The sequence below is a fragment of the Micromonospora sp. NRRL B-16802 genome (assembly GCF_001279555.1).
GTDB lineage: Bacteria > Actinomycetota > Actinomycetes > Mycobacteriales > Micromonosporaceae > Micromonospora > Micromonospora profundi.
On record NZ_LGEB01000054.1, the window covers coordinates 54,719 to 75,602 of the forward strand.

16 protein-coding genes are annotated in these 20,884 nt (G+C 69.2%); 10 read left to right on the forward strand and 6 right to left on the reverse strand.

Features of this window, described 5'->3' with window-relative positions:
- Positions 1-10 precede the first annotated feature (10 nt).
- Complete coding sequence (locus tag ADK66_RS13215; protein ID WP_053655162.1) at positions 11-916, reverse strand: AraC family transcriptional regulator; 906 nt, start codon at positions 914-916, stop codon at positions 11-13.
- Positions 917-1,064: 148 nt separating this feature from the next.
- Here ADK66_RS13215 and ADK66_RS13220 point away from each other — a divergent pair, with 148 nt between their 5' ends.
- Together ADK66_RS13220 and ADK66_RS13225 are read left to right on the forward strand one after the other, a co-directional pair.
- Positions 1,065-1,370 (forward strand): putative quinol monooxygenase, encoded by a 306-nt coding sequence (locus tag ADK66_RS13220; protein ID WP_053655164.1) that lies wholly within the window; start codon positions 1,065-1,067, stop codon positions 1,368-1,370.
- Between the two features lie 34 nt (positions 1,371-1,404).
- Complete coding sequence (locus ADK66_RS13225; RefSeq protein ID WP_053655165.1) at positions 1,405-2,358, forward strand: alpha/beta hydrolase; 954 nt, start codon at positions 1,405-1,407, stop codon at positions 2,356-2,358.
- A 67-nt stretch (positions 2,359-2,425) separates the two neighbouring features.
- Here ADK66_RS13225 and ADK66_RS13230 read toward each other — a convergent pair whose 3' ends face one another.
- Positions 2,426-5,710 carry an AAA family ATPase gene (locus tag ADK66_RS13230; RefSeq protein ID WP_053655167.1) on the reverse strand — a complete coding sequence of 1,095 codons (3,285 nt, stop codon included), beginning with the start codon at positions 5,708-5,710 and terminating at the stop codon, positions 2,426-2,428.
- 127 nt (positions 5,711-5,837) lie between these two features.
- On the opposite strand from ADK66_RS13230, the gene ADK66_RS13235 reads away from it, so the two are divergent.
- Both ADK66_RS13235 and ADK66_RS13240 read left to right on the forward strand, forming a co-directional pair.
- Positions 5,838-6,287: a helix-turn-helix domain-containing protein gene (locus ADK66_RS13235; protein ID WP_197281513.1), complete on the forward strand. Its 450-nt coding sequence runs from the start codon at positions 5,838-5,840 to the stop codon at positions 6,285-6,287.
- Complete coding sequence (locus ADK66_RS13240; RefSeq protein ID WP_053655169.1) at positions 6,280-6,648, forward strand: DUF4180 domain-containing protein; 369 nt, start codon at positions 6,280-6,282, stop codon at positions 6,646-6,648. Before ADK66_RS13235 ends, ADK66_RS13240 begins: the two co-directional genes overlap by 8 nt.
- A gap of 5 nt (positions 6,649-6,653) precedes the next feature.
- Here ADK66_RS13240 and ADK66_RS13245 read toward each other — a convergent pair whose 3' ends face one another.
- Complete coding sequence (locus tag ADK66_RS13245) at positions 6,654-7,289, reverse strand: hypothetical protein (protein WP_053655171.1); 636 nt, start codon at positions 7,287-7,289, stop codon at positions 6,654-6,656.
- A gap of 125 nt (positions 7,290-7,414) precedes the next feature.
- Between ADK66_RS13245 and ADK66_RS13250 the strand changes: the two genes are divergently transcribed.
- The 4 genes from ADK66_RS13250 (at position 7,415) to ADK66_RS13265 (ending at position 15,702) form a co-directional block, all read left to right on the forward strand.
- Positions 7,415-8,263 (forward strand): DUF1963 domain-containing protein, encoded by an 849-nt coding sequence (locus ADK66_RS13250; protein WP_157552441.1) that lies wholly within the window; start codon positions 7,415-7,417, stop codon positions 8,261-8,263.
- Between the two features lie 231 nt (positions 8,264-8,494).
- A complete protein-coding gene (locus tag ADK66_RS13255; RefSeq protein WP_053655175.1) occupies positions 8,495-9,376 on the forward strand; it encodes a cellulose binding domain-containing protein in 882 nt (293 codons plus the stop codon).
- A 168-nt stretch (positions 9,377-9,544) separates the two neighbouring features.
- On the forward strand, positions 9,545-12,628 hold the full coding sequence (locus tag ADK66_RS13260) for a DEAD/DEAH box helicase (protein ID WP_053655251.1): 3,084 nt from the start codon (positions 9,545-9,547) through the stop codon (positions 12,626-12,628).
- Between the two features lie 134 nt (positions 12,629-12,762).
- On the forward strand, positions 12,763-15,702 hold the full coding sequence (locus tag ADK66_RS13265; protein ID WP_082377434.1) for a M20/M25/M40 family metallo-hydrolase: 2,940 nt from the start codon (positions 12,763-12,765) through the stop codon (positions 15,700-15,702).
- 167 nt (positions 15,703-15,869) lie between these two features.
- Here the strand turns inward: ADK66_RS13265 and ADK66_RS13270 are convergent, their stop codons facing one another.
- Both ADK66_RS13270 and ADK66_RS13275 read right to left on the reverse strand, forming a co-directional pair.
- Positions 15,870-16,169: a helix-turn-helix transcriptional regulator gene (locus ADK66_RS13270; protein WP_053655179.1), complete on the reverse strand. Its 300-nt coding sequence runs from the start codon at positions 16,167-16,169 to the stop codon at positions 15,870-15,872.
- Positions 16,166-16,429 (reverse strand): type II toxin-antitoxin system RelE/ParE family toxin, encoded by a 264-nt coding sequence (locus ADK66_RS13275; protein ID WP_082377435.1) that lies wholly within the window; start codon positions 16,427-16,429, stop codon positions 16,166-16,168. The genes ADK66_RS13270 and ADK66_RS13275 overlap by 4 nt, the downstream gene beginning before the upstream one ends.
- Positions 16,430-16,639: 210 nt before the next feature.
- Between ADK66_RS13275 and ADK66_RS13280 the strand changes: the two genes are divergently transcribed.
- Complete coding sequence (locus ADK66_RS13280; RefSeq protein WP_053655181.1) at positions 16,640-17,068, forward strand: VOC family protein; 429 nt, start codon at positions 16,640-16,642, stop codon at positions 17,066-17,068.
- A gap of 18 nt (positions 17,069-17,086) precedes the next feature.
- Here the strand turns inward: ADK66_RS13280 and ADK66_RS13285 are convergent, their stop codons facing one another.
- The gene (locus ADK66_RS13285; protein ID WP_157552442.1) at positions 17,087-18,301 is read right to left on the reverse strand and encodes a hypothetical protein; all 1,215 of its coding nucleotides are present in this window, start codon (positions 18,299-18,301) and stop codon (positions 17,087-17,089) included.
- Positions 18,302-18,516: 215 nt separating this feature from the next.
- Between ADK66_RS13285 and ADK66_RS13290 the strand changes: the two genes are divergently transcribed.
- Positions 18,517-20,877, forward strand: a complete 2,361-nt coding sequence (locus ADK66_RS13290) for a fibronectin type III domain-containing protein (RefSeq protein WP_053655185.1) — start codon at positions 18,517-18,519, stop codon at positions 20,875-20,877.
- The last annotated feature ends 7 nt before the right edge of the window (positions 20,878-20,884 follow it).

The window sequence follows — 20,884 nt, forward strand, 5'->3', positions numbered from 1 at the left end:
GCCCGTTTGGTCAGACGACCGCTGGCACCTCGATTCGGGGTACGGCGCGCAGGCGGGTGGCGTCCTGGCTGGGCGGCGCGCCGAACTGGCGACGATATTCGCGGCTGAACTGCGACGGGCTCTCGTAGCCGACACGGATGCCCACCCCTGTGACGTCGTTGGGGTGCGTGGCGAGCAGCAGTCGTGCCTCCTGTAACCGGATCTGCTTCTGGAACTGGATCGGGCTCATCGCTGTCACGGCCTGGAAGTTGCGGTAGAACGCCGACACGCTCATCCCGGACAGCCGGGCCAGATCCTCCACCCGGAACGACTTGGCGTAGTGGTCACGGATCCACCGGACCGCCCGGGCGATGTGGCTGAGGCTGCTGTCGGCCAGACCGAGCTGCCGGACAGCGGCACCCTGCTCGCCGGTGAGAAGCAGCCACAGGATCTCCCGTTTGACCAGGGGCGCGAGCACAGTGACGTCCCGGGGTCGGTCCAGCAGCCGAAGCAGTCGGATCACCGCGTCCCCGAGGTCGTCGGGAGCGTCACTGACCACCATCCCCGATGGCGTCGGCCCGGCAAGGGGCGGCAGGTCGCCCGGCGCCGCCTGCAACAGCAACTCCGCGACCATTGCCGGCTGCAACACCAGCCCGAATCCCAGAGCGGGCGCGTCCGCGCTGGCCTCGGTGAAGCGGCCGGTGACCGGCAGATCGACCGACGCCACAAGGTACTGGCCCGCGCGGTACTCGTACACCCGGTCGCCGAGCGCCATCCGCTTCGCACCCTGCGCGATGAGGGCCAGCACGGTGCCCGACATCGACGTGGTGGGCGGGGCCTGCTGCTCCACCTTCGAGATCAGCACCCCGTCGATGTCGGTGCTCATGTCCGGCCGGGCGTGGCGGGCCAGCAACGCCCTCAGCTCGTCAAGGTTCACGGTCCGATTGAAGCACGATACCGATCCTCGCCAAAACGAGAGGATCAGGCAAGTGGCAGCGAGCATTCTTCTAACGTTTCCCCTGGTAGGGGTGCTTCCATTGGAGTGTCAGTTTTCCAGAACGGCTCGACGATGAGGAGTTTCACCCATGACCGTCCGCCACGGGTTCCAGGCCACGATGACCGCCCAGCCGGGAAAGGCCGACGAGCTGATCCAGCTGCTGCTCGACGCGCCGTCGCTGCCCAACGACGACTGCCTCGTCTTCCTGGTGTCCCGATCGGCCTCCGACCCTGACGTCGTACACGTCGTCGAGGGCTGGACCAGCGCCGAGGCGCACAGCGCGTTCTTCGGCGGCGAACAGGCGCAGGCCCTTGTCGCGAAGCTCCAGCCGCTGCTGGCCGGCGAGTCCACGTACACCGACGCGGTGCCGGTCGGCGGCAAGGCGACCTTCTGAAACCGGCGACCAGACACCAACGGAAGGACCCTCGATGAACACCCCTCGCCCGACCATCGACCCCGAACTGCTCGTCCCCCTGGCCGACCTGCCGTCCATGCCACCCCTCGGCCCCGAGGTGATCGAGCTGCTGCGCCAGTTCCCCCAACCGCCGATCGAAACCCACCTGGCCGGCCGCTCGGTGCAGCGGCGGGAGGTCACCGTCGCCGCCTCTGACGGCACTCCGATCCCGCTGTCAATCCTCAGCCCCACCGACCGTGCCGCCGGAGCGCCCTGCGTCTACTGGATCCATGGCGGCGGCATGATGTGGGGCGACCGGTTCTCCAACATCGACGTCCCACTGGAATGGCTCGACCAGTTCGGCGCCGTCGTGATCACCGTGGACTACCGGCTGGCCCCGGAGGCAACTGGCGAAACCCTCGTCGACGACTGCTACCAGGGCCTGCTCTGGGTGGCCGAGAACGCCGCCGACCTGGGCATCGACCCGGCCCGTATCGTCGTGGCCGGTGCCAGTGCCGGAGGTGGCCTGGCCGCCGGTGTGACGCTCATGGCCCGTGACCGAGGCACCCCCCTCATCGCCGCCCAGTTGCTGTCGTGCCCCATGCTCGACCATCGCAACGAGACCACGTCCAGCCGTCAGTACAGCGGCCCGGACGGCGTGTGGACCCGGGAGATGAACGAGTTCGGCTGGCGCAGCGTCCTCGGCGGGCACACCGCCTCCGCGTACGTCTCCCCCGCGCTGGCCGACGACCTGTCCGGCCTGCCGACCACCTACATCGACGCCGGGACCGCCGAGGTCTTCCGCGACGAGGACGTCACCTACGCGACAGGGATCTGGGCCGCCGGTGGTCAGGCCGAGTTGCACGTGTGGGCCGGCGGCTTCCACGGGTTCTCGGCGCTGTTCCCGCAGGTGCGCGTCTCGGCCGCGGCCCGTCGCGCCCAGGCCGACTGGCTCGCCCGAGTCCTGAACCCCCAACCCAAGGACTGAGCCGAACCGGCGGCCTGCGCAGCGCGCCCATCTCTTCGAAAGACCATCGGGGTACGCCTCGAGGTGTTCAGAGCCGCCAGGGCACCGTCTCGGACGGCAGGTAGCGGCAGGTGCTGCCGGTCGAGACGGCTTCGCGCAGGTGACCGGCCAGCGCTGGGTGCCGCTCGTCGAGTTTGCGCATCGTGTCCCTGATCCGGGCGGTCACCGTCTTGCGGGCCCGCTCCGCCTCGTCACCCAACCGGCGACTCCGGCCGGCCAGCCCCGCCGCGGCGCGCAGCTCGTCGAGCAGCGCGCCGCGCTCGGCGTCCAACGCGGCCACCTTCCGGTCGTCTCCGCGCGCGGCGGCCCGGTCGATCTCCTCGTCGAGGCGCTCCAGGTGCCGCCGGTAGCGGGCCTTCGCCTCGTCGTCCAGGACCGGGTCACCGCCCATCCGCCGGGCCGCGACCAGCTCCGGCCCGGCGGCCGGGTCGAGCAGCTCCACGGCCGGCACGTCACCGCCCGGCCGGCTCAACAGCAGGTGCAGGTCGTGCAGGCCCTTGGCGTCGGGCAACTGGGCGACGACGCCCGCGTAGGCGAGCTGCCAGACGAGACCGTCGCGCCGAAACTCGTAGGTATGGCCGGGCGCGGCGGCTTGGCTTAGCAGCAAGGTGGTCTGGGCGGGCGTGGCGATTTGGTTGGGCGTGGCGGCCTTGTTGGGGCTGGCGAAGTGGGCGGCGGCGGTGGCTGGCGCTGGGGTGCCGGGTCGGTGCAGGACGTGGGGCATGCCGAGGGCTGTGGCGTCGCGGGCGATGGCGGCGCGCAGCTCGGCCAGGGTCGCGGCGTCGCCCGCGTGGCCGCGGGCGGCAAGAGTGTCTGCCAGCCCGGCGCGGGCGATGAGCGACCAGGGGCGGGAACCCAGCCGGTCGGCGGAGTCGCGGGCCGCCGCGAACCCGGCGATGGCGTCGTCCCAGCGTTCCTGCGCGGCGTCGACAACGGCGAGCCAGTGGGCGACGGGACCGCTGATGTCGCAGCCGAACAGCCCCACCATCCACTCTCCACTGTGGGGGGTCAGCCCGGCCCGCGCCTCGTCACAGCGCTGCGGGTCACGGGAGGCAGCGGCGGCCTGCGCACGCAGTCGCAGCCACAGCTGTGACACCGGCCGGGGGTACCGGATGCCGGCAGTTTCGATATCGCCGGTCAGTCGCACGGCCGCCTCGTCGTCGCCGCGTTCCGCCGCGGTGATCGCCAACAGCAACTCCCGATACGGGTAGTCGGTCGGCCCCAGGCCGTTCAGCAGCGTGTCGAGCTCGTCGAACCGGCCCTGGAGCAGCAGCCGGGACCAGAGCACGTGGTGGCCCATGAACGCGAACTCGGCGTGACCGGGGTCGGAGAGTTCCACAAGGGCGCCGAACCGTTTGTCGGCCTCGCCGAAGTCACCTCGGAACGCCGCGATGATCCCGCCGTCGACGGCCGCCGCCATCCGGTGACGGGCCAGTTCGCCCTGCTCGCCCGCGGCGACGAAGGTGGTGAACTCCTCCATGAAGCGGGGATCGCCGAGCTCCAGCAGCGCCACCCAGCGCAGCGAGGTGGCCCACAGCTCGGTCTCGCGGTCTCCCGAGCGGCGGGCGACCTCCCGGATCTCGGCGGTGAGCGCCGCCCGGGCCCCGGCGGTGCCCAGGCCCCAGGTCGTGTCGTGGCGGGCCCACAGGCTGAAGGTGAGCGCCTCGTCGTCGCGGCCGCGACGGGCGATCGTCTCCGTCGCGGTGATCAGATCGGTGACCAGCGTGCTGACCGGGGCCTTGTCGTCCGGCTCGCCGATCAGCCGACGGTACGCCTCCCGCACCAGCTCGGACGTCTCGATCGAGCGGCCGGTATCCACCTGGCGGGAGCGGTGCACGGTGAGCGCGACGCGGGCCAGCAACACCCGGTCGTCGAGCGTACGGGCCAGCGTCGCGGCCTCGGTGAGAAGCCGCACGGCCTCCTCGCGGCCAGCGTGGTGGTAGCGCATCCCACCGAACTCGACGAGGAGCCGCACCCGCTGCGCGGGGTCTTCGACGACCTCCAGCGCACGGCCGAAGTGCGCCTCCGCTTCGTCGATGGCCAGCCGGGAGAACGCGTGCCGCGCGGCGGCGATCAGCAACTCGGTGACCCGGCCCCGATCGAGCGCAGGACCGGCCAGGTAGGCGTGGCGGGCCACGTCGGCCGGGATGAGCCGGTCGGTCACCTCGGTCGGCAGGTCGATCGCCCGGACCACCGCGAAGTGCCGGGCCTGCCGATCCTCCTCGGTGAGCCCGTCGTAGAGCGTCTCCCGGACCAGGTCGTGAGCGAAGGCGAACCGGCCGCCGCCCCGGGCCACCACCAGCCGGGCGGTCACCGCCCGGTCGAGCAGCCTGTCGACCTGCGCCGCCGGGGTCGCCGAGCTGGCTGCCAGCACCTGCCTGTGGAACTCGCGGCCCAGCACGGCGGCGACGGTGAGCGCCTCGACCACCGCCGCCGGCAACTGGGCCAGCCGACGCCGCACCGTCTCCCGTACGCCAGGTGGGATCATCCCCGCCCCGCCGTCCGCGCGCCACAGCCGGGCGGTCTCCTCGACGAAGAACGGATTTCCGCCGGTACGGCCGTGCACCCGGTCGACCAGGTCGGCGTCGGGCTCCCGCCCGGCGGTACGCGTGATCAGCGCGGCCACCTCGTCGCGCGTCAGGCCGCTGAGGGTGATCGTGGTGGCCTTGGCGACCAAAGGCATCAGGAGTGGACGCAACGGATGGTCGCCCGACTCGACCTCGGCGTCGCGGTAGGTGCCGATCAGCAGCAGCCGTTCGAACCAGGTGTGCTGGGCGGCGAAAGCCAGCAGCCGCAGCGATGCCGGGTCGGCCCAGTGCAGATCGTCGAGGACGACCACGACCGGCCGGTGCTGGGAGACGGCGACCAGCGCGGCGGTCACCGCGTCGTACAGGGCGAACGCCTCACGGTCCGCGATGTCCCCGCCTGTGTCGATACCGGCCCAGTTGGCGGTGCGGCCGGCCTGGTCGGTTTCGGCGCCGGTCTCGCCGAGCAGAGCCGCGAGGGCCGGCTCGGCGGGCTGCCGCGCCACCGCCCAATCCTCGGCGGAGCGCCGCAGGCCGCGCAGCACCTGCACCCACGGCCAGTAACCGGGAGCGCTGTCGGAATCCCAGCAGGCGGCGCCGAGCACCAGCGCGCCGCGCTGCCGAGCCTCCCGCGCCGCCGCTGTGACAAGGGTGGTCTTGCCGATGCCAGGCTCGCCGGTGACCAGGGCGAGACCGCCATGGCTGGTGGCCGCCCGGTCCAGTTCGGCGCGCAGCAGGGCCGCGGGATGATCCCGCCCGATGATGGCGTCGCCGAGCCGCGCGTCCATGGTTTCCAGACCGTACTGGAACGGTCCGACATCGGTCGCTCGCTTAATCCATTCCGCTGGGACGGTGCGGACAGCACCACTCCCTATTACTCCCGATCACCTGAAGTTCAGGGTAGGTTAGCGAACAATGAAGGACGACATGTACTCCGTGGAGCAGGTTGCCGACCGGCTCGGGCTGCACGTGCGGACGGTGCGCGCCTACATCCGGGCCGGCCGGTTGCGAGCGGTGCGGATCGGCAAGCAGTACCGGATCGCCGCAAGCGACCTCGATGCGCTCACCGGGCAGACGCCGCCCGCCGTGGCCCCCGGGCCGGCCGAGGTGTCGAGCATCGTGCAGATCGACGGCGTCGACCGGGCAGCCGCCGACCGACTCGGGACGCTCGTGCTGGCCAGCGCCAACACCGGCCACAACCAGACCAGCCCGCTACGGGTGCAGACAGTGCACGACGAGGATCGACACCGCTTGAAGATCATCATCTTGGGTGACCCCGCCGCCACCGCCGAGCTGCTGCACCTGCTCGACGCCGTCCTCAACGCCGACAACGGCCTATTCGACCGGGAGGTCCACGATGCCTGACGAGATGCAGGAACGCGCCGGGGTGCAGGTGCTGGTCTGCGACCCGGCCGGCCCATTGGTCGCCACCGAACAGGACGCACTGGACCTGATCGGCGCGGCCTTCCTCGGCGCTCAGGTGGTCGCCGTGCCAGCAAACCGGCTCGACGCGCGCTTCTTCTCGCTGGGCACCCGCTTCGCCGGCGACGTCATGCAGAAGTTCGTCAACTACCGGCTGCGGCTGGCCGTCGTCGGCGACATCTCCGCGCACGTCGCGGAGAGTTCGGCGCTGCGAGCCCTCGTGCACGAGTCGAACCAGGGCGGGCACGTCTGGTTCGTTCCCGACCTCGACGCGCTCGACGACCGCCTCCGCGCTGCGGCGTAGCCGCCTCACCCGTCGTGGACCACCGCCATCTCCACCGCGTCCGGCTCAACTCCTCTTGCCTGGGCCTGCCCACTTGCCCACCGCAGATAGACCAGCCACTCCTCGGTTGACCACCCGTTGTCACGGCTGACACCGGCCTCGGCTGGGAGGCGGCTGGCCACGACACGGTCCAGGATCAGGGGCTGCACACCACCCACGCCGCGCTGATAGCCGACGAAGTAGAGGACCTTCGTGAACAGGCCCGGCCCCAGCCACGGCAGGCGTGCGTGGTCAGGGTCGGACAATCGTCGGTACGCCGTACCCAGCGCGGCCTCGTCCGGCGCCGACCCGGAAACCTCCTCAAGCGCGTACGCCAGGCGCTTGCCGTCCGGATCGGCAGCGAGCGACTTGGCGGTGCGCCACGGGCCGTACCCGATCGGCCCGTAACCCCAGACCAGCACGGCGGTCAGCAGCTGGCAGGCGCTCGCGGAGCCGGCCCGGTACGCGCCGGCCACTGCGAAGACGTCGCGCCGCCAGATCTCGCCGTTCGCCGGAAAGGTGGCGGGCCAGGCGGCCGGTGGCAGCCCGGCCTGCCACCTGTCGACGTTCACGATGACCGGGGCCCGCTCCCCCGGCAATGCAGCATTCTCGGTCGCCTGCATGGTCGCCTCCTCAGATCGCGCGCTCGCGGAAATCCGTGGTTCGGACGCTATGGCCGGTCGGTTCCGCATGCCGCCCGCCGACGGCAAATCGCGGTGTCGTCGCACGGTTGATCTACGGTGCTCCCGTGCTTCCCCGAAACGTGAAGATCCTCGATCAAGTCCGCGCCGAGGCGCTGCGCCGCGGCATTCCCGCTGCCGATGTGGAACGCTGGCTGGAACTCGCCCGCCCGTCTGCCCTTCTGACACAGGGAGGTGACGGCCCGGTCGTGGGCGCCATCCGTGGGCCCGTGATGCTTCCGGCCGACGCCGAGGACCCCGAGTTCCCCTTGATCGCCACCATCGACTGCGCTGCCCTTCCGGCAGACGTGACGGACCTTCCACTACCGTCCGACGGCCAACTGCTGCTGTTCGGCTGGCCCGAAGAAAACGGCTGGGGCGAGGTCAGGTACGTGCCTGCAGGCGTGGCCGTCGAGGAGCGAGAGCAATATCCACCCGACTTCCCGCCCGACGAAGAAGAGTTCGCCGAGGTCTACACGGAGATCCCGCCTGGCGAACTGCACCTCACGGTCGACATATCTCTGCCCTACGTCAAGACGATCCCGGGCCCTCCGTGGTCTCCGCCGCTACCGGGAGATCCCCCGTTCGAAGAGATGACCGACGTATGGAAGGACGTCCTGCGTGACGTGCCGGATGGCGCGTTCTCCTTTGGAGGCTGGACGACGCCGCTGCTGTTGGGCGGCTACGGCACTGACTGCAACGGTTTCAACCCCGCATGGTTGGGCGCCAACCCCTCCGGCCGGTCCGGCGGGTCGATGCTCGGTGGCGGGCCACCCGACCATGGTGACTGGGTTGTGCTTGCCGAGTTCCACGGCGGCAGACAAGGCGGCGCGAGCATCCACTGGGTGATCCAGCGTGCCGACCTGAAGGACCGACGCTTCGACCAGGCCAGCGTCCTCGTCTACTGGAACCCGTGAGGCCGGACCAGCACGGATGGAACGGTCTGGGGCGTTGCCGGGCGGCTTTGTCCTGACGAGCGTGATACCTGTGAGTCATCAAGATGACTCACAGGTATCACGGGTTTCGAGGCGGCTGTCCGTCCCGACGGGTGGCCACCGTGGGCAGTCGCCTGACCGAGGCGCGAGCCCCAAGCCCACATATTGACACTCACCTATTATTTGCGAGGAATCCGCCCTAGCGTTCGCACCATGTCCGCTCGCCGCGTCACCGCCGCCGTCACCGTCGCCGCGCTGGCGAGCCTGCTCGCCGTCAACGCCGCCCGTGCCGACGGCCCGGCCATCAGCACCCCCGGCACCCCGACCGTGGTGGCCAACGGACCACACCAGCTCACCCTCAGTTGGACACCCTCCAAATGGATCGGGGATCCCGCCGCCGAGCAGCCGATCAACTACGAGGTGCAGGTGCCCTTGGGCCCCAACACGTACCGCTGGCTCGGCACCACGCTCGACACCACGATCACGCTGACCGACCTCGCACCCGGTACGACGTACCGGATCGCGGTTGCCGCCCGCGCGCTCGGCGGCTACTCCGACAGCTCGCCCGCCATCACCGTGCGCACGGCCAGCGGCCGCGCGACGGTCAGCTACCTCAACCTCGACTGGTCGCCGAAGAACAACCAGATCCAGTACAGCCTTAAGGTCACCAACACCGGCACCGGGTCGCTCGATCTGTCCACGGTGCGGGTGCGCTACCACCTGCGCTTCGAGGGCGGAAACACCTCGCTGGTGACAAACTGCGACTGGGCTGCGTTGGGCTGCGACCGGGTCCGGCAGACGGTGCAGTTCTTCATCCCACCAGGGCCGCCGCCAAGCGGCACGCCGACGCCGCCCGGCTACCCGATCCCGGGAACGCCGGTCCCCGGCTGGGTCGAGCTCACCTTCACCGGCGGGGCACTCGCTCCTGGCGAATCCACCGGGCCGATCCAGCTACGGCATCACCGGCACAGTTGGAGTGACATCGACGAGCGCGACGACCCGAGTTGGCTCGCCGCCACCAGCCAGTGGACCGAGAACGGACGGATCACGCTGGACGTCAACGGCGTACGCGAATTCGGCGACACGAACACCTGACCCTGTCCCCGGGCGACTGGCGCGATCCGCGTCCAGCCAGCCTTGCCCAGATGAGCTTCGTCGACGCCCAGTCGATCACCGCCGCTCCAACCTTCGATGATCCTGATGAGTCCGAAAGGCCAGCATGTCGGGGCAGTGCCACCGTTCCCGGCCCGCTACCTTGCCGAAATGACGGATCTTGGACGGGGCGTTTACGAGCACCTGATCACCCGTGAGCTGGCCAGCCGCCTCCAACACGTCGACCCCGCCCTGATCCAGCACCACAAACTCGACCCGGCCGACGCCCACCACACCCTCGCCCGCCACATCGCCGCTCTGGCCGCCCGCGCCCTGCAAGCCCTCCCCAACGGCGACGACAAGCTCCACCACCAGGTCGAGATGGCGAACCGCATCGCCGAAGCCATCGCCACCCTGAGCCCAAAGGCAGCGACGGACCAGGACCAGGTAACCGACGCCAAGCATCTGCTGCACGCCATCGCCGCCCCGCCAGCCCCTCCCGCGCTACCAGCCTTCCCACAGCGCCCGACCACTCCCCTCTCCACCGGCGCGCTGCTGGTCAACGGCCGTCACCAGCCCCGCATCGGTCACGAGGTCAACCATGAGATGGCGTCGGCCGAGAGCGTCGACCTGCTCTGCGCGTTCATCAAGTGGTACGGCCTGCGCATCGTCGAGCCAGCCATTCGCGAGCTGGTCGCCCGTGGCGGCAGGGTCCGCGTCATCACCACGACCTACCTCGGTGCCACCGATCAACGAGCGCTGGATCGGCTCGCCGAGCTGGGCGCCGAGGTCAAGGTGTCGTACGAGACCAGGACGACCCGCCTACACGCCAAGGCGTGGCTGTTCCGCCGGTCCAACGGCACCACCACCGCGTACGTCGGCTCGTCCAACCTGTCGAAGACCGCACTTGTGGACGGCGTGGAGTGGAACGTCCGCATCTCGAACATGGAGCAGCCGCACGTCATCGACACGTTCACGGCGACGTTCGAGGACTACTGGAACGATCCGGCGTTCGAGGCGTACGACGCGACCAGGGACGCCGAGCGGCTGCGGCACGCGTTGAGCGGGGAGCGCCGCGACGACGCACCCACCCAGATTTCGAACCTGGATGTGCGCCCGTACCCGTACCAGGCGGAGATCCTTGCCGACCTGGACGCCGAGCGGCTGGTGCACGGGCGCTGGCGCAACCTCGTGGTGATGGCAACCGGCACCGGCAAGACCGTCGTCGCCGCCCTGGACTACCGCCGGCTACACAGGGCGGGACGAGCAGACTCACTGCTCTTCGTCGCCCACCAGGAGCAGATCCTGCGGCAGAGCCTGTCGACGTTCCGGCAGGTGATGGGGGACGGCAGTTTCGGCGAGGCGCTCGTCGCGGGCGAGAAGCCGAACGGCTGGAAGCACGTCTTCGCCTCCATCCAGTCGCTGCATCGCCGCGAGGTCGACCCCGAGGCGTACGACATGGTGATCGTGGACGAGTTCCACCACGCGGAGGCGCCGACGTACGCCCGGCTGTTGGAGCGGCTGCGTCCCCGCGTACTCCTGGGACTGACGGCGACCCCCGACCGGGCCGACGGCGGCGACGTGCGCCGGTGGTTCGACGGCCGCGCTGCCGTTGAGCTGCATCTGTGGGACGCGTTGGAGCGGCAGTTGCTTGCGCCCTTCCAGTATTTCGGGCTGCACGACGACGTGGACCTGTCGCACGTCACCTGGAAGCGCGGGCAGGGCTATGACCCGACACAGCTCAACACCATCTACACCGGCAATGATGCTCGGGCAATGTTGGTACTGCGCGCGGTCCGCGACAAGGTGGACGTCAGGCGCATGCGGGCACTTGGGTTCTGCGTGAGCATCGGGCACGCCGAGTTCATGGCCGACTGGTTCACGAAGCACGGTGTCGAGGCGGCGGCGGTGACCTCGCGGACCGGCACAGATCGGGCGGGACTGCTGCGGGACTTCAAGGCCGGCAAGCTGCGGGTGCTCTTCACAGTGGACCTGTTCAACGAGGGCGTCGACCTGCCGATGGTCGACACGATCCTGATGCTGCGGCCCACCGAGAGCGCCACGATCTTCCTGCAACAGCTCGGCCGCGGGCTGCGCCTCGACGATGACAAGCCCTGTCTCACGGTGCTCGACTTCATCGGCGGGCAGCACGCCAACTTCCGCTTCGACCTGCGCTGGCGTGCGTTGACCGGGGTGAGCCGGCGGGCCATCACCGAGGCGGTCCGGGATGACTTCCCGAGCCTGCCCAGTGGCTGCCACGTCGAACTGGACCGGGTGGCGAAGGATCTGGTGCTCGCCAACCTGAAGTCGGCGCTGCCCACCTCGAAGGCCGGCCTGGTGGCTGAGCTGCGGCAACTCGGCGACGTCAACCTGGCGACGTTTCTCCGCGAGACCGGTCTGGAGATCGAGGACGTGTACCGGTCGGCCAGCCTTGGCGGCTGGACCGGGCTGCGCCGACTCGCCGGCATCGAGACGTCCGCGCCCGGCCCGGACGACCGGGATCTGGGCCGGGCCATCGGCCGCATGCTGCACACCGACGACCCCGACCGGCTGGACCTGCTGATCCAGGTCACGGCCGGACCGCCCGCGCCAGGTCAGCAGGTGTACGCGGGAAACAGCCGCCTACTGGACATGCTGCACTTCAGTCTGTGGGGGCCGAACGCACCTCTGGCGACACGGGACGAGCGGCTGGCGCGGCTGTGGAAGGAACCGGCGCGTTGCGCTGAGCTGCGGCAGGTCGCCGACGTGCTGCGGGACCGCATCCATCGGGTCACGCCGACTGCCGGCCCCGGCGAAGTGCCGCTGCGGGTGCACGCCCGCTACAGCCGCAACGAGGCATGTGCCGCCTTCGGGATGCCCAACCCGGGCTCACTGCGCGAAGGCGTGAAGTGGCTACCGGACGCGCAGGCCGACCTGTTCTTCGTCACCCTCGTCAAGTCCGAGGCGCACTACTCCCCCACCACCATGTACGCCGACCGGGCCATCACCGACACGCTGTTCCAGTGGGAGTCGCAGAGCACCACCTCGTCGGCGTCGGCAACGGGGCAGCGCTACACCTCGGGCGGCTCGACAGTGCACCTCTTCGTCCGGGAAACCCGGATCGCCGACCGCGACCTGGGCGCGCCTGCGTACCTGTACGCCGGCGCCATGACGTACGAGTCGCACACCGGAGATCGCCCGATGCGCATCCTGTGGCGGCTGCGCCAAGCCCTCCCCGCCGACGTGTACGCCACCGCTCGGACGATCGCCGCCTGATCCTGCTACGGCAGTGCGGGCGAGCTTCCAGCCGATTCTCAGATGATCCTCAAAAAATCCCAGGTTACGGCCGCTGGGGGCCCGGCTGGTGTGTGCTGTCACCACTGCGTCATCCCCCCTGTACTGGAGCTTGCATGAAAGACAGACGGAAATCGATTTTCTCCGTCCTGGTCGCCACGACCCTCGTGGCGACCATTGCCCCACCGGCCAACGCTTCCGCGACAATCTCCGGCGAGGAGCGCTTCCAGCCGAGCGTCACCTACGACCTGTCGGTGACCGACGCCGAGCGCGACGCCATCCACGCGGAGGTCGAGGCGTTGGCTGGGCGCGTCAACAGCGCGCGGGCGGGCGACGGCACCTATAACCCGCTCACTCTGGTCGGAGCGATGCTGGACGGGTCGAGCTACGACTCCATCTCCCGAGGCGGCACGGCCGCGACGACGTACCCCTTCCCGGTCAGCAACACCTCAGCCAACCAGAACGAGTACGACCGCAAGGTCGCCAAGCTCGCCTGGGTGGTCAAGCTGGCCACCGACCTGGGTTTCCCGGTGGTCGTGCAGCGCCAAGCCGACAAGTACGTCTACGCCGAGATCGGTGACCCGGACGCCCCAGAAATGATCATGGCGTTGAGCCACCTGGACTCGCCGACGTCTTCCGTTTCAGCTGCCCAGCTGGCGCGCTGGCGGGACGCCGACGGCAACCTCGGCACTCCTGGCGCGTACCACTCGCCCTACATCAAGGACGGCTGGGTCTACGGGGCTGGCATCCAGGACGACAGCGGCCCGACGCTGGCGACGCTGCTCGCGGCCAAGGCGCTGCTCGAGGCGGGCTTGCCTCTCGACCGTCGCATCCGCATCGTCATGGGAATCTACGAAGACGGCGGTCCCGGTACGCCCACGGCGGCGAACACCGCTGCCTTCCAGTCCATCCCGTACAACTCGAACCCGAGCTTCTACGACAACTGGGCCTACAAGAACCTCAACCGGGAGGAGATGCCTATTGCGGCGTACACCTCCGACTCGCGGTTCCCGGTCATCGTCGGCAACTCCGGCTCGGTGACCCCGGCAGTGTCGATGAGCCTGGCGGCGGACAGCACCAAGGCCTTCCGGCTGACGGCTGCCACGGCCGGCGTCACGCTGCGCGAAGGCGACCCGACGCTCAAGGACATCGCGTACGGCAGCACCACGCAGATCGCCTCGCGGGCCATCTTCACCCTCGACGTGGCGGGCGCCAGTTCCGCCGAGCGCGACCGGTTCGTGTCGGCGATCACCGCTGCCGCGACCACGAAGGGTTGGCTCCCGGCTGCTCCCGGCACCACGCCCAAGGTGCAGACCACGATCACCGGTGACTCGCTCACCCTGGAGATCAACACCGATGTGGCGATGGAGATGCCGACCCCGCAGTACGGCAAGAACGCCGTCGTGTGGGGGATGTCCCTCATCTCCGAGGGACTCGGCGCTGTGGGAGGCACGGCCGCCGACCTGGAGTTGAAGAAGGCGGCCGACGGCATCACCGACCTGTTCTTCCGTGACGGTGTCGAGGGCGAAGCCTATATCGGCAAGTACATGGGCATCCCGGCGAACCTGTTGCGCAACCCGAACAACGGCACGCCGAACCTGACCCTCGCCCTCATGGCAAACATCAACTCGGAAACCCCCACGAGCTTCTACACGGACGCCACCGGCAACCTCAGCATGCCGATGTACGTGCGCAGCATGCACGTCACCGCGGCTGACTCCAGCCAGGCAACGGCAGCAGCCACTGCCGCATTCCAGGCGAAGGGGTTCACCATCGGCAACCTCGGCTCGCCCATCGGCGCCGGGTTGTACGTCACTCACGACAACCCGCTGACGGCCCTTCAGTTCGGGAGCTACCAGGCCTCGATCAACCGCAGCCCGCAGCAGTTCCCGGATCCCTATGCCCTCAGGGACGTGGTGTACCCGCAGGGCACGACCGGTGGCACCCTGGCCAGCAACTTCCGCAACAAGATGACCGCCTTCGGCGCCGTCATCCCTGGTAACGAGCGCTGGTGGCACACCGCCAACGAGCGGATGAAGGTCGACTCGGCAGTGCAGATGACCAAGATCATGGCCGACGGCATGGTGGAGATGGCCCGGTACACCGGGCCCGCTGGCGCCAAGTTCATGTGGGCGGACATGCCAGGGCTGAACGCCGACCGGGCGGACCTCGACCTGCTCGACGTGACGATCGGAACCTACAAGGATGCGTCGGGCGCTGTCGGCGCGAACAAGTTGGGCAACCAGGCCCTGCTCGGCGCCACCTCGTTCAACATCCCGATGTGGAACGGGCGCGGCAACTCGGCCCCGACGGCGGCGGCCTTCGCGCTGGGCCACGAACCGGGAGGGGTCTACCTGCCCCTGACCGACCCCGAGTTCCAGAGCAGCACGTACGTGGCACCGATGCGGCTCGAGTTCAAGGTGGAGCGCCCCGGCCACATGTCGGACGCGGCGTGGGCGAAGTTCATCGCCGGCGGCTACGGCGACTTCCGGTTCAACATTCTCGTCGGCGGCCAGGTTGTGCCGCTGGCCGTTCCCGCGGGGCAGAGTGCCGACAAGTACTTCTCGTCGCGCATCTCGGCCACCAACCCCAACGCCATCTACCTGTCGGTGAACCTCGCGATCACCGACGCGCCGTACACCGGTGTGCAGGCCAAGCTCGCGGACTCCAAGACGGACCTGTACAAGGTCAACCCGACGTACCTGGCGTCGAACCCGGATCCGTTCCCGGGTCGCGGGGCCATCGAACAGCGGGGCTTCTTCCAGTTCGGTGACGGGCAGAAGAACGCGGAGTTCTCGTCACCCGACGCGGTCTACGTGACTGTGGCCAACGCGGTCACCGACGCGAAGCCGTCGGCTGTGGTGAAGAAGTTGAAGGGCAACACGAACGAGTTGACCATCACGGTGAAGCAGACCCGTATCGACGGCAGCGAGTCTGCTGTGACGGGCACGTTCACCATCAACAACAACGCTGCTGGCACCTACACCGTCGGCGACTACAAGGTGTACGTCGACACCAAGGGCAACACCCAGATCCGGTCGATCTCCATCGTGTGACACGCGGTGGCAGGACGCCGTGACTCGGGGTCAACGCCACCGGGGTACGAGCATTGACAACGGAGTGGAACCATTGCCATCGGTAATGGTTCCACTCCGTCGTGCGCGTTCCGGGGACCTCCCGGGCTTGCCTCTGCCGGTCAGAGCGGACCGGAGCCGGCGCACGGTCAGGCGGCGTCCGCGTTCGGTGCGAACCTGACGTCCAGCCTCCGGTCCAGGGCTCGCGCGAGGCGTTCCAGGACCGGCAAGGTCGGTACGGTGCCCCCGGCCTCGAAGCGTGCCACCGCAGACTGGGTCATGCCGGCAGCCCGCGCCAGCTCGGTCTGACTCCAACCATGCCCTTCGCGCAGGTGACGTACCTCCTGACCAAGCTCGAACGCTATCCGGGTGGCCTCGTAGGTCTCGGCCGCTCCCGGCTCCGACATTCGCCGCTCGCGCAGATCAATCCAGTCCAGGCGATCACTCATCGCTCTGCCCCCTCGTTCACGATGTGCCGCTCCGCCACGCACCGCTCAAATGCGCGGCGAGCCCGCTCGACCTCCCGGTCCTCCCGCATCCGTGTCTTGCGGAACACCGTGAGCAGGATGATCCTCCGATCGGAGGCTATCCAGTACGTCACTCGTACCGCGTCGCGTTCCAGGTAGAACCGGAGTTCTCGCAATTTACCGTCGAGTTGTCTGCTGTGCGGCTCACCGAGCAGCACGCCTCGGTTGGCCAGTAGGTCGATGTAAAACGCCGCTCAACCCATAGCATCGGTGCTATGGGTTGGGAGGGCTGGGACAAGCTCCCCCAAGTGCGTGTCGTCAGCGACATCGACCCAGGCGGGTGATGGAGGAACGGAAACCCCACGTCACACCTCACCGCTAGCGTGACCTCAGCCCCGAGCGCGGAGCCAGCATCCAGGCCGCCCGCCTTTCCTGAGTGATTGGATCTGCCTATGGAACAGCGAATCAGTCTGGTCACTCTCGGGGTCACGGACGTGGCGCGCGCCAAGGCCTTCTACGAGCAGCTCGGCTGGCGTGGCCAGGAGGTCGAGGAGACGGTCTTCTTCCAGGCCGGCGGCCTGGCTCTCGTCCTCTGGAGCCGCGACAAGCTCGCCGCGGACGCGGGCATCACCGATCCGGGCACCGGCGCCATGACCCTGGCCCAGAACGTCCGATCCAGGGCGGAGGTCGACGAGCTGATAGCCGCCGCGGTCAAGGCCGGCGCCGAGGTTACCCAGCCGGCGCGGGAGACGTTCTACGGCGGGTACGCCGGCTGCTTCGCCGACCCGGACGGTCACGTGTGGGAGATCGCCTGGAACCCGGGCTTCCCGCTCGGCCCGGACGGCGCCCTCACCGTCCCCGACTTCGGCGCCACAGGCTGACCCGACAACAGCAACGGGTTACGACTCGGCCGGCGGGCAGAGCAGCCGGTCGACCAGCGGCAACAGCGGATCCAGGCAGGCCGTCAGCAGCGTGAGGTCGAGCGGCGGCGGCGTGGTGGTGGCCACCCCCGTCGCGGTGGGCGACGGCGATGGTGTGGGCGGGGTCGGCGGAACACTCGCGGATGGGGCCGGAGCGGTAGGCGGAGCCGGTACGGTGGACGCGACCGGAGCGGTGGCCGGCGCAGCGGGCCGGGCAGCAGCCGTGGGCGGTGCAGCCGGCGGAGCCGGAGTGCGCGACGGGGCCACTGGCCGGACGGGCTGCGCAGGGTTCGACGGCCCGGCCGGCGCAGCACCGGTAACCCGCGTTGGCGCTGCCGGAGTTGGCAGGTTGGTCGTACCCATCTGGAACGTCACCGGCCCGACCGCACGCGGCGGGCCGACCGCGACCACGGCGGACGCCGTCCGCGGTGCCGGCCCTGCCTGCGGTGGCCCGACGGCAGGGCCGAGCGTCGCGACGACCACAGTCGCGACGGCTGCGGCGGCGAGGGCCCGGCGGTCGGGGCGTACCGCGATCAGTGGCGCTTCGTCCGGCTCCGCCGGCGGTGGCGGCGTCGGCCGTTCGCGACGGTGGCCGGCCAGCAGGGCGTCGATCTCGGCGACGACGTCGGCGCGGTCACCGGCGGCGGCAGCGATGGCGAGGGCGAGATAGAAGCGGAAGTTCACCACGGCGTTGGCCGGGACGCGCAGCCCACCCAGAGTGTCATGGTCCGGCAGCAGCGTGACCGGGACGTCGGGATGGTGCGCGGGGTCGGTCAGCTCCGCGTACCGCCATTCGCGTCGGTGTTCGCGGCTGGCGAAGGCCACGCGGTGGCTGGTCACCACCGCCATGCCGGTGTCGATGACGCGCAGGCCCGGCGGCACTGTGTCGCTCACCGTTTCGGCGCAGGTGAGCGGCCCCGGCGCGGGTAGGCCGGGGACGTGCCTCGCCTCGGCCTCGACCAGGTCGGCGACGGGGAGGATCCGGAAGACGAGTTCGTCGTCGTCGAGGTCGACCGGCAGGCCAGTACGCGGCTGCGTGCACCCGAGGAACCCGGCGGCCTCGATCCGCAGGCGGGTCAGGTGTTCGCCGCGTCGTCGCCAGGTGCCGATCGCGGTGCGGTACGTGTGCCGGCGCCGCTCGTTCTCGCGCTCGGCCCAGGCGGCTCGCCAGGTCGGGCACTCCACAGAGGTCACGGTCACACGCGGTACAACCGCTCATGTACGTGACAGGGAACGCGCCGAGGATCGATGCTTCCCTTTGTTCCCGAAAGAGGAGATTTTGCGAACGGCAAGACTGCCACCGTACCGCGACCACGCACCTCGGAAGCACGGACAATATTGGGTGGCCCGAATATAGATCAAGATGAAAGAATGTGCCCGTATTGATCCATTACGGGGGATGGAGCGGCATGGCCGACCACACACGTCATCGGTATTTCAGCAGGTCCCTCCGCGCGACAGCATTGGCCGTCGCGCTCGTCCTACCGGTCTCCCTGATCAGTCCGCCCTCCGCCCAGGCGGCTCCGGCGGCGGTGACCGAGGAGCAACTTCCGGCGTGCAGCGACCCATCGGTACCGGAGGACATCAACCACGCCTCCATCCGGCTGGAGGGACCGACCGCCGGATCCGAGGTCGCGGTAGACGCGAACGGCAAGATCGCCATCAACGGCTACCTGCACAAGCAGGCAACGATGGTGGACGTCTCGATCGAGAAGACGACCTCGTCCAGCTTCACCTTCGGTCCGCCGCCGCCCGGCGTCACGAACTGGTCTGCCTCGTGGACCACCAGCATGCGCCCGCCGCACCTGGGCCCGGTCCAGGTCTGTTCCCGCGCGGAACGTGAGCCCCACCGGTACGCGAAGATCCTGCGCGACATCACCGTGGTGGACCTGATCCCGCCGAGCAACGTCCCCGGCCTGACGGTCGGCACGATCACGGCGACCAGCGCCAAGGTGACCTGGAACGCTGCAACCGACAACTACGGCCTCGCCGGATACGAGGTCACCGTCGACGGCGGCACCGCACAGCGGACCACAGTCGGCACGCGCTCGTACTCGATCACCGGGTTGCAGCCGTCCAGCAACCACACCGTCTCCGTGGTCGCAATCGACCTGGCCGGCAACCGGTCCGCGACGCCCGCCACGGCGTCCTTCACTACGGACGCGTCGCCTCCGCCGCCGGACGTCGATGCCGGTCTGACCCTGGACCCGGACGAGGGGGGCGCCCTCGCCAGCTGGCACCCGCAGCCCGCCAACGAGACGAGCTACCGCGCCTATCTGGACGGCCAGATCTACGACCAGTTCTCCGTGGAGCAGCTCTGCGTGGACGGCAACGGCAACGTGGCCAACCCGTGCACTGCCGACAGCGTCATCAAGCTCCCGATCGAGCCGCTGGAGGAGTACACGTCGTACGCGTTCCGGGTCGAAGCGCTGCGTGCCGACGGCACGGTGGCCCGGGAACTCGCCGGTGACTTCACCACGATGGTCCATGTGGACGAGGTGTCGGCGGCGACCACACAAACGACCGCCAGCGAGGCGTCGCAGTGCGCGGGCGCCGGTGGCGACTTCTACATCGCGGCCAGCTCACGCGCCACGGTGCCGGTACCCGCCGGCAGCACGGAGGTCTTCCTCGGCTGCTACCGGGCATCGGACAGCAGCTGCCTCGACGCCTTCCTGCCCCCGTCGGGCGAGAAGCTGCTCGACTGCGCGGACAGCATCACCAACATGCTCTTCGCGGTGGCCCCGACCGGCCGCGGCCCGGTGATCGCCTCGGTTGACGCCACCCCGCAGGCCCGCCTGCTGGTGCCGGGCGCGACGGCACCGATCGCCTGGTGTGCCAGCGGCGCCTGCGCGACCCTCCTGGCTCCCATCGCGGAGACGGTGGAGGTTGTGGCGCTTGCTCCGGCCGCCGCCGCCGGCACCTCGTGGATCGTCGTCGGTGCCGCCGGCATCGGCATCGGTGTCGTGCTGGGCGTCCTGCTCGCCATCCTGTTCCCCAGCACGATCGGCGTCAACGGCCTCATCGAGTACCCGATCGAGCACGACGTCGACTTCGACACGTTCGACAACTGGGGCCTGGACGAGGGCGAGTGGTACAACAGCCTGAAGGTCTACGCCGAAGTCATCAAGACCACGAAGCTGGTGGCCGACCAACGTGATCTCGCCTTCGCGTGGGACTCCAGCGAGGACTCGCGACTCAAGCGGATCATCGACGCGGCGTGCACGGCCCAGCGTGGCACCCAGGGCAAAGCCGGATGTGACGACAACGTCATCGTCTACGTCCCCGGCGGCAAGAACTATCGGGGAGAGGACCTCATCTACACCGGCAAGCACATCGTGGCCGCGATGGGCGACGGCGGGTTCCCGCAGCCGCCGACGCGGGCGGTGTGGTTCTACCCGGCGCGCAGCGTGAACGGTCAGGCAGCGCGCGCCAAGGGCTACGACCACGGCTGGTTCAACGACGCACAGTTCAAGCCGAACGCGTGCGACGTGCGGGTGCCCGGTCAGACCTGCGACGAATTCCCGTTCTGGGCTACAGACCAGGCGGTCAACCTGACCGGTCAGGTCGCCGACCTCAAGCTGGTGCCGACGACGGAGTCGCTGCCGCAGGCCAGAGACATCAACTCGTTCTACGGCAAGTGCAAGGTGACAAACGAAACGAAGTTCGTCGTGTTGCCAGTGAAGCCGTGGGTCGACGCCGGCGGCCCGAGCTTCGCCTTCAAGGTCAGCGGGGGCGGGGCTAGCCTCTGCATGACCCCCAAGGCCCCGTAGCCGAGGA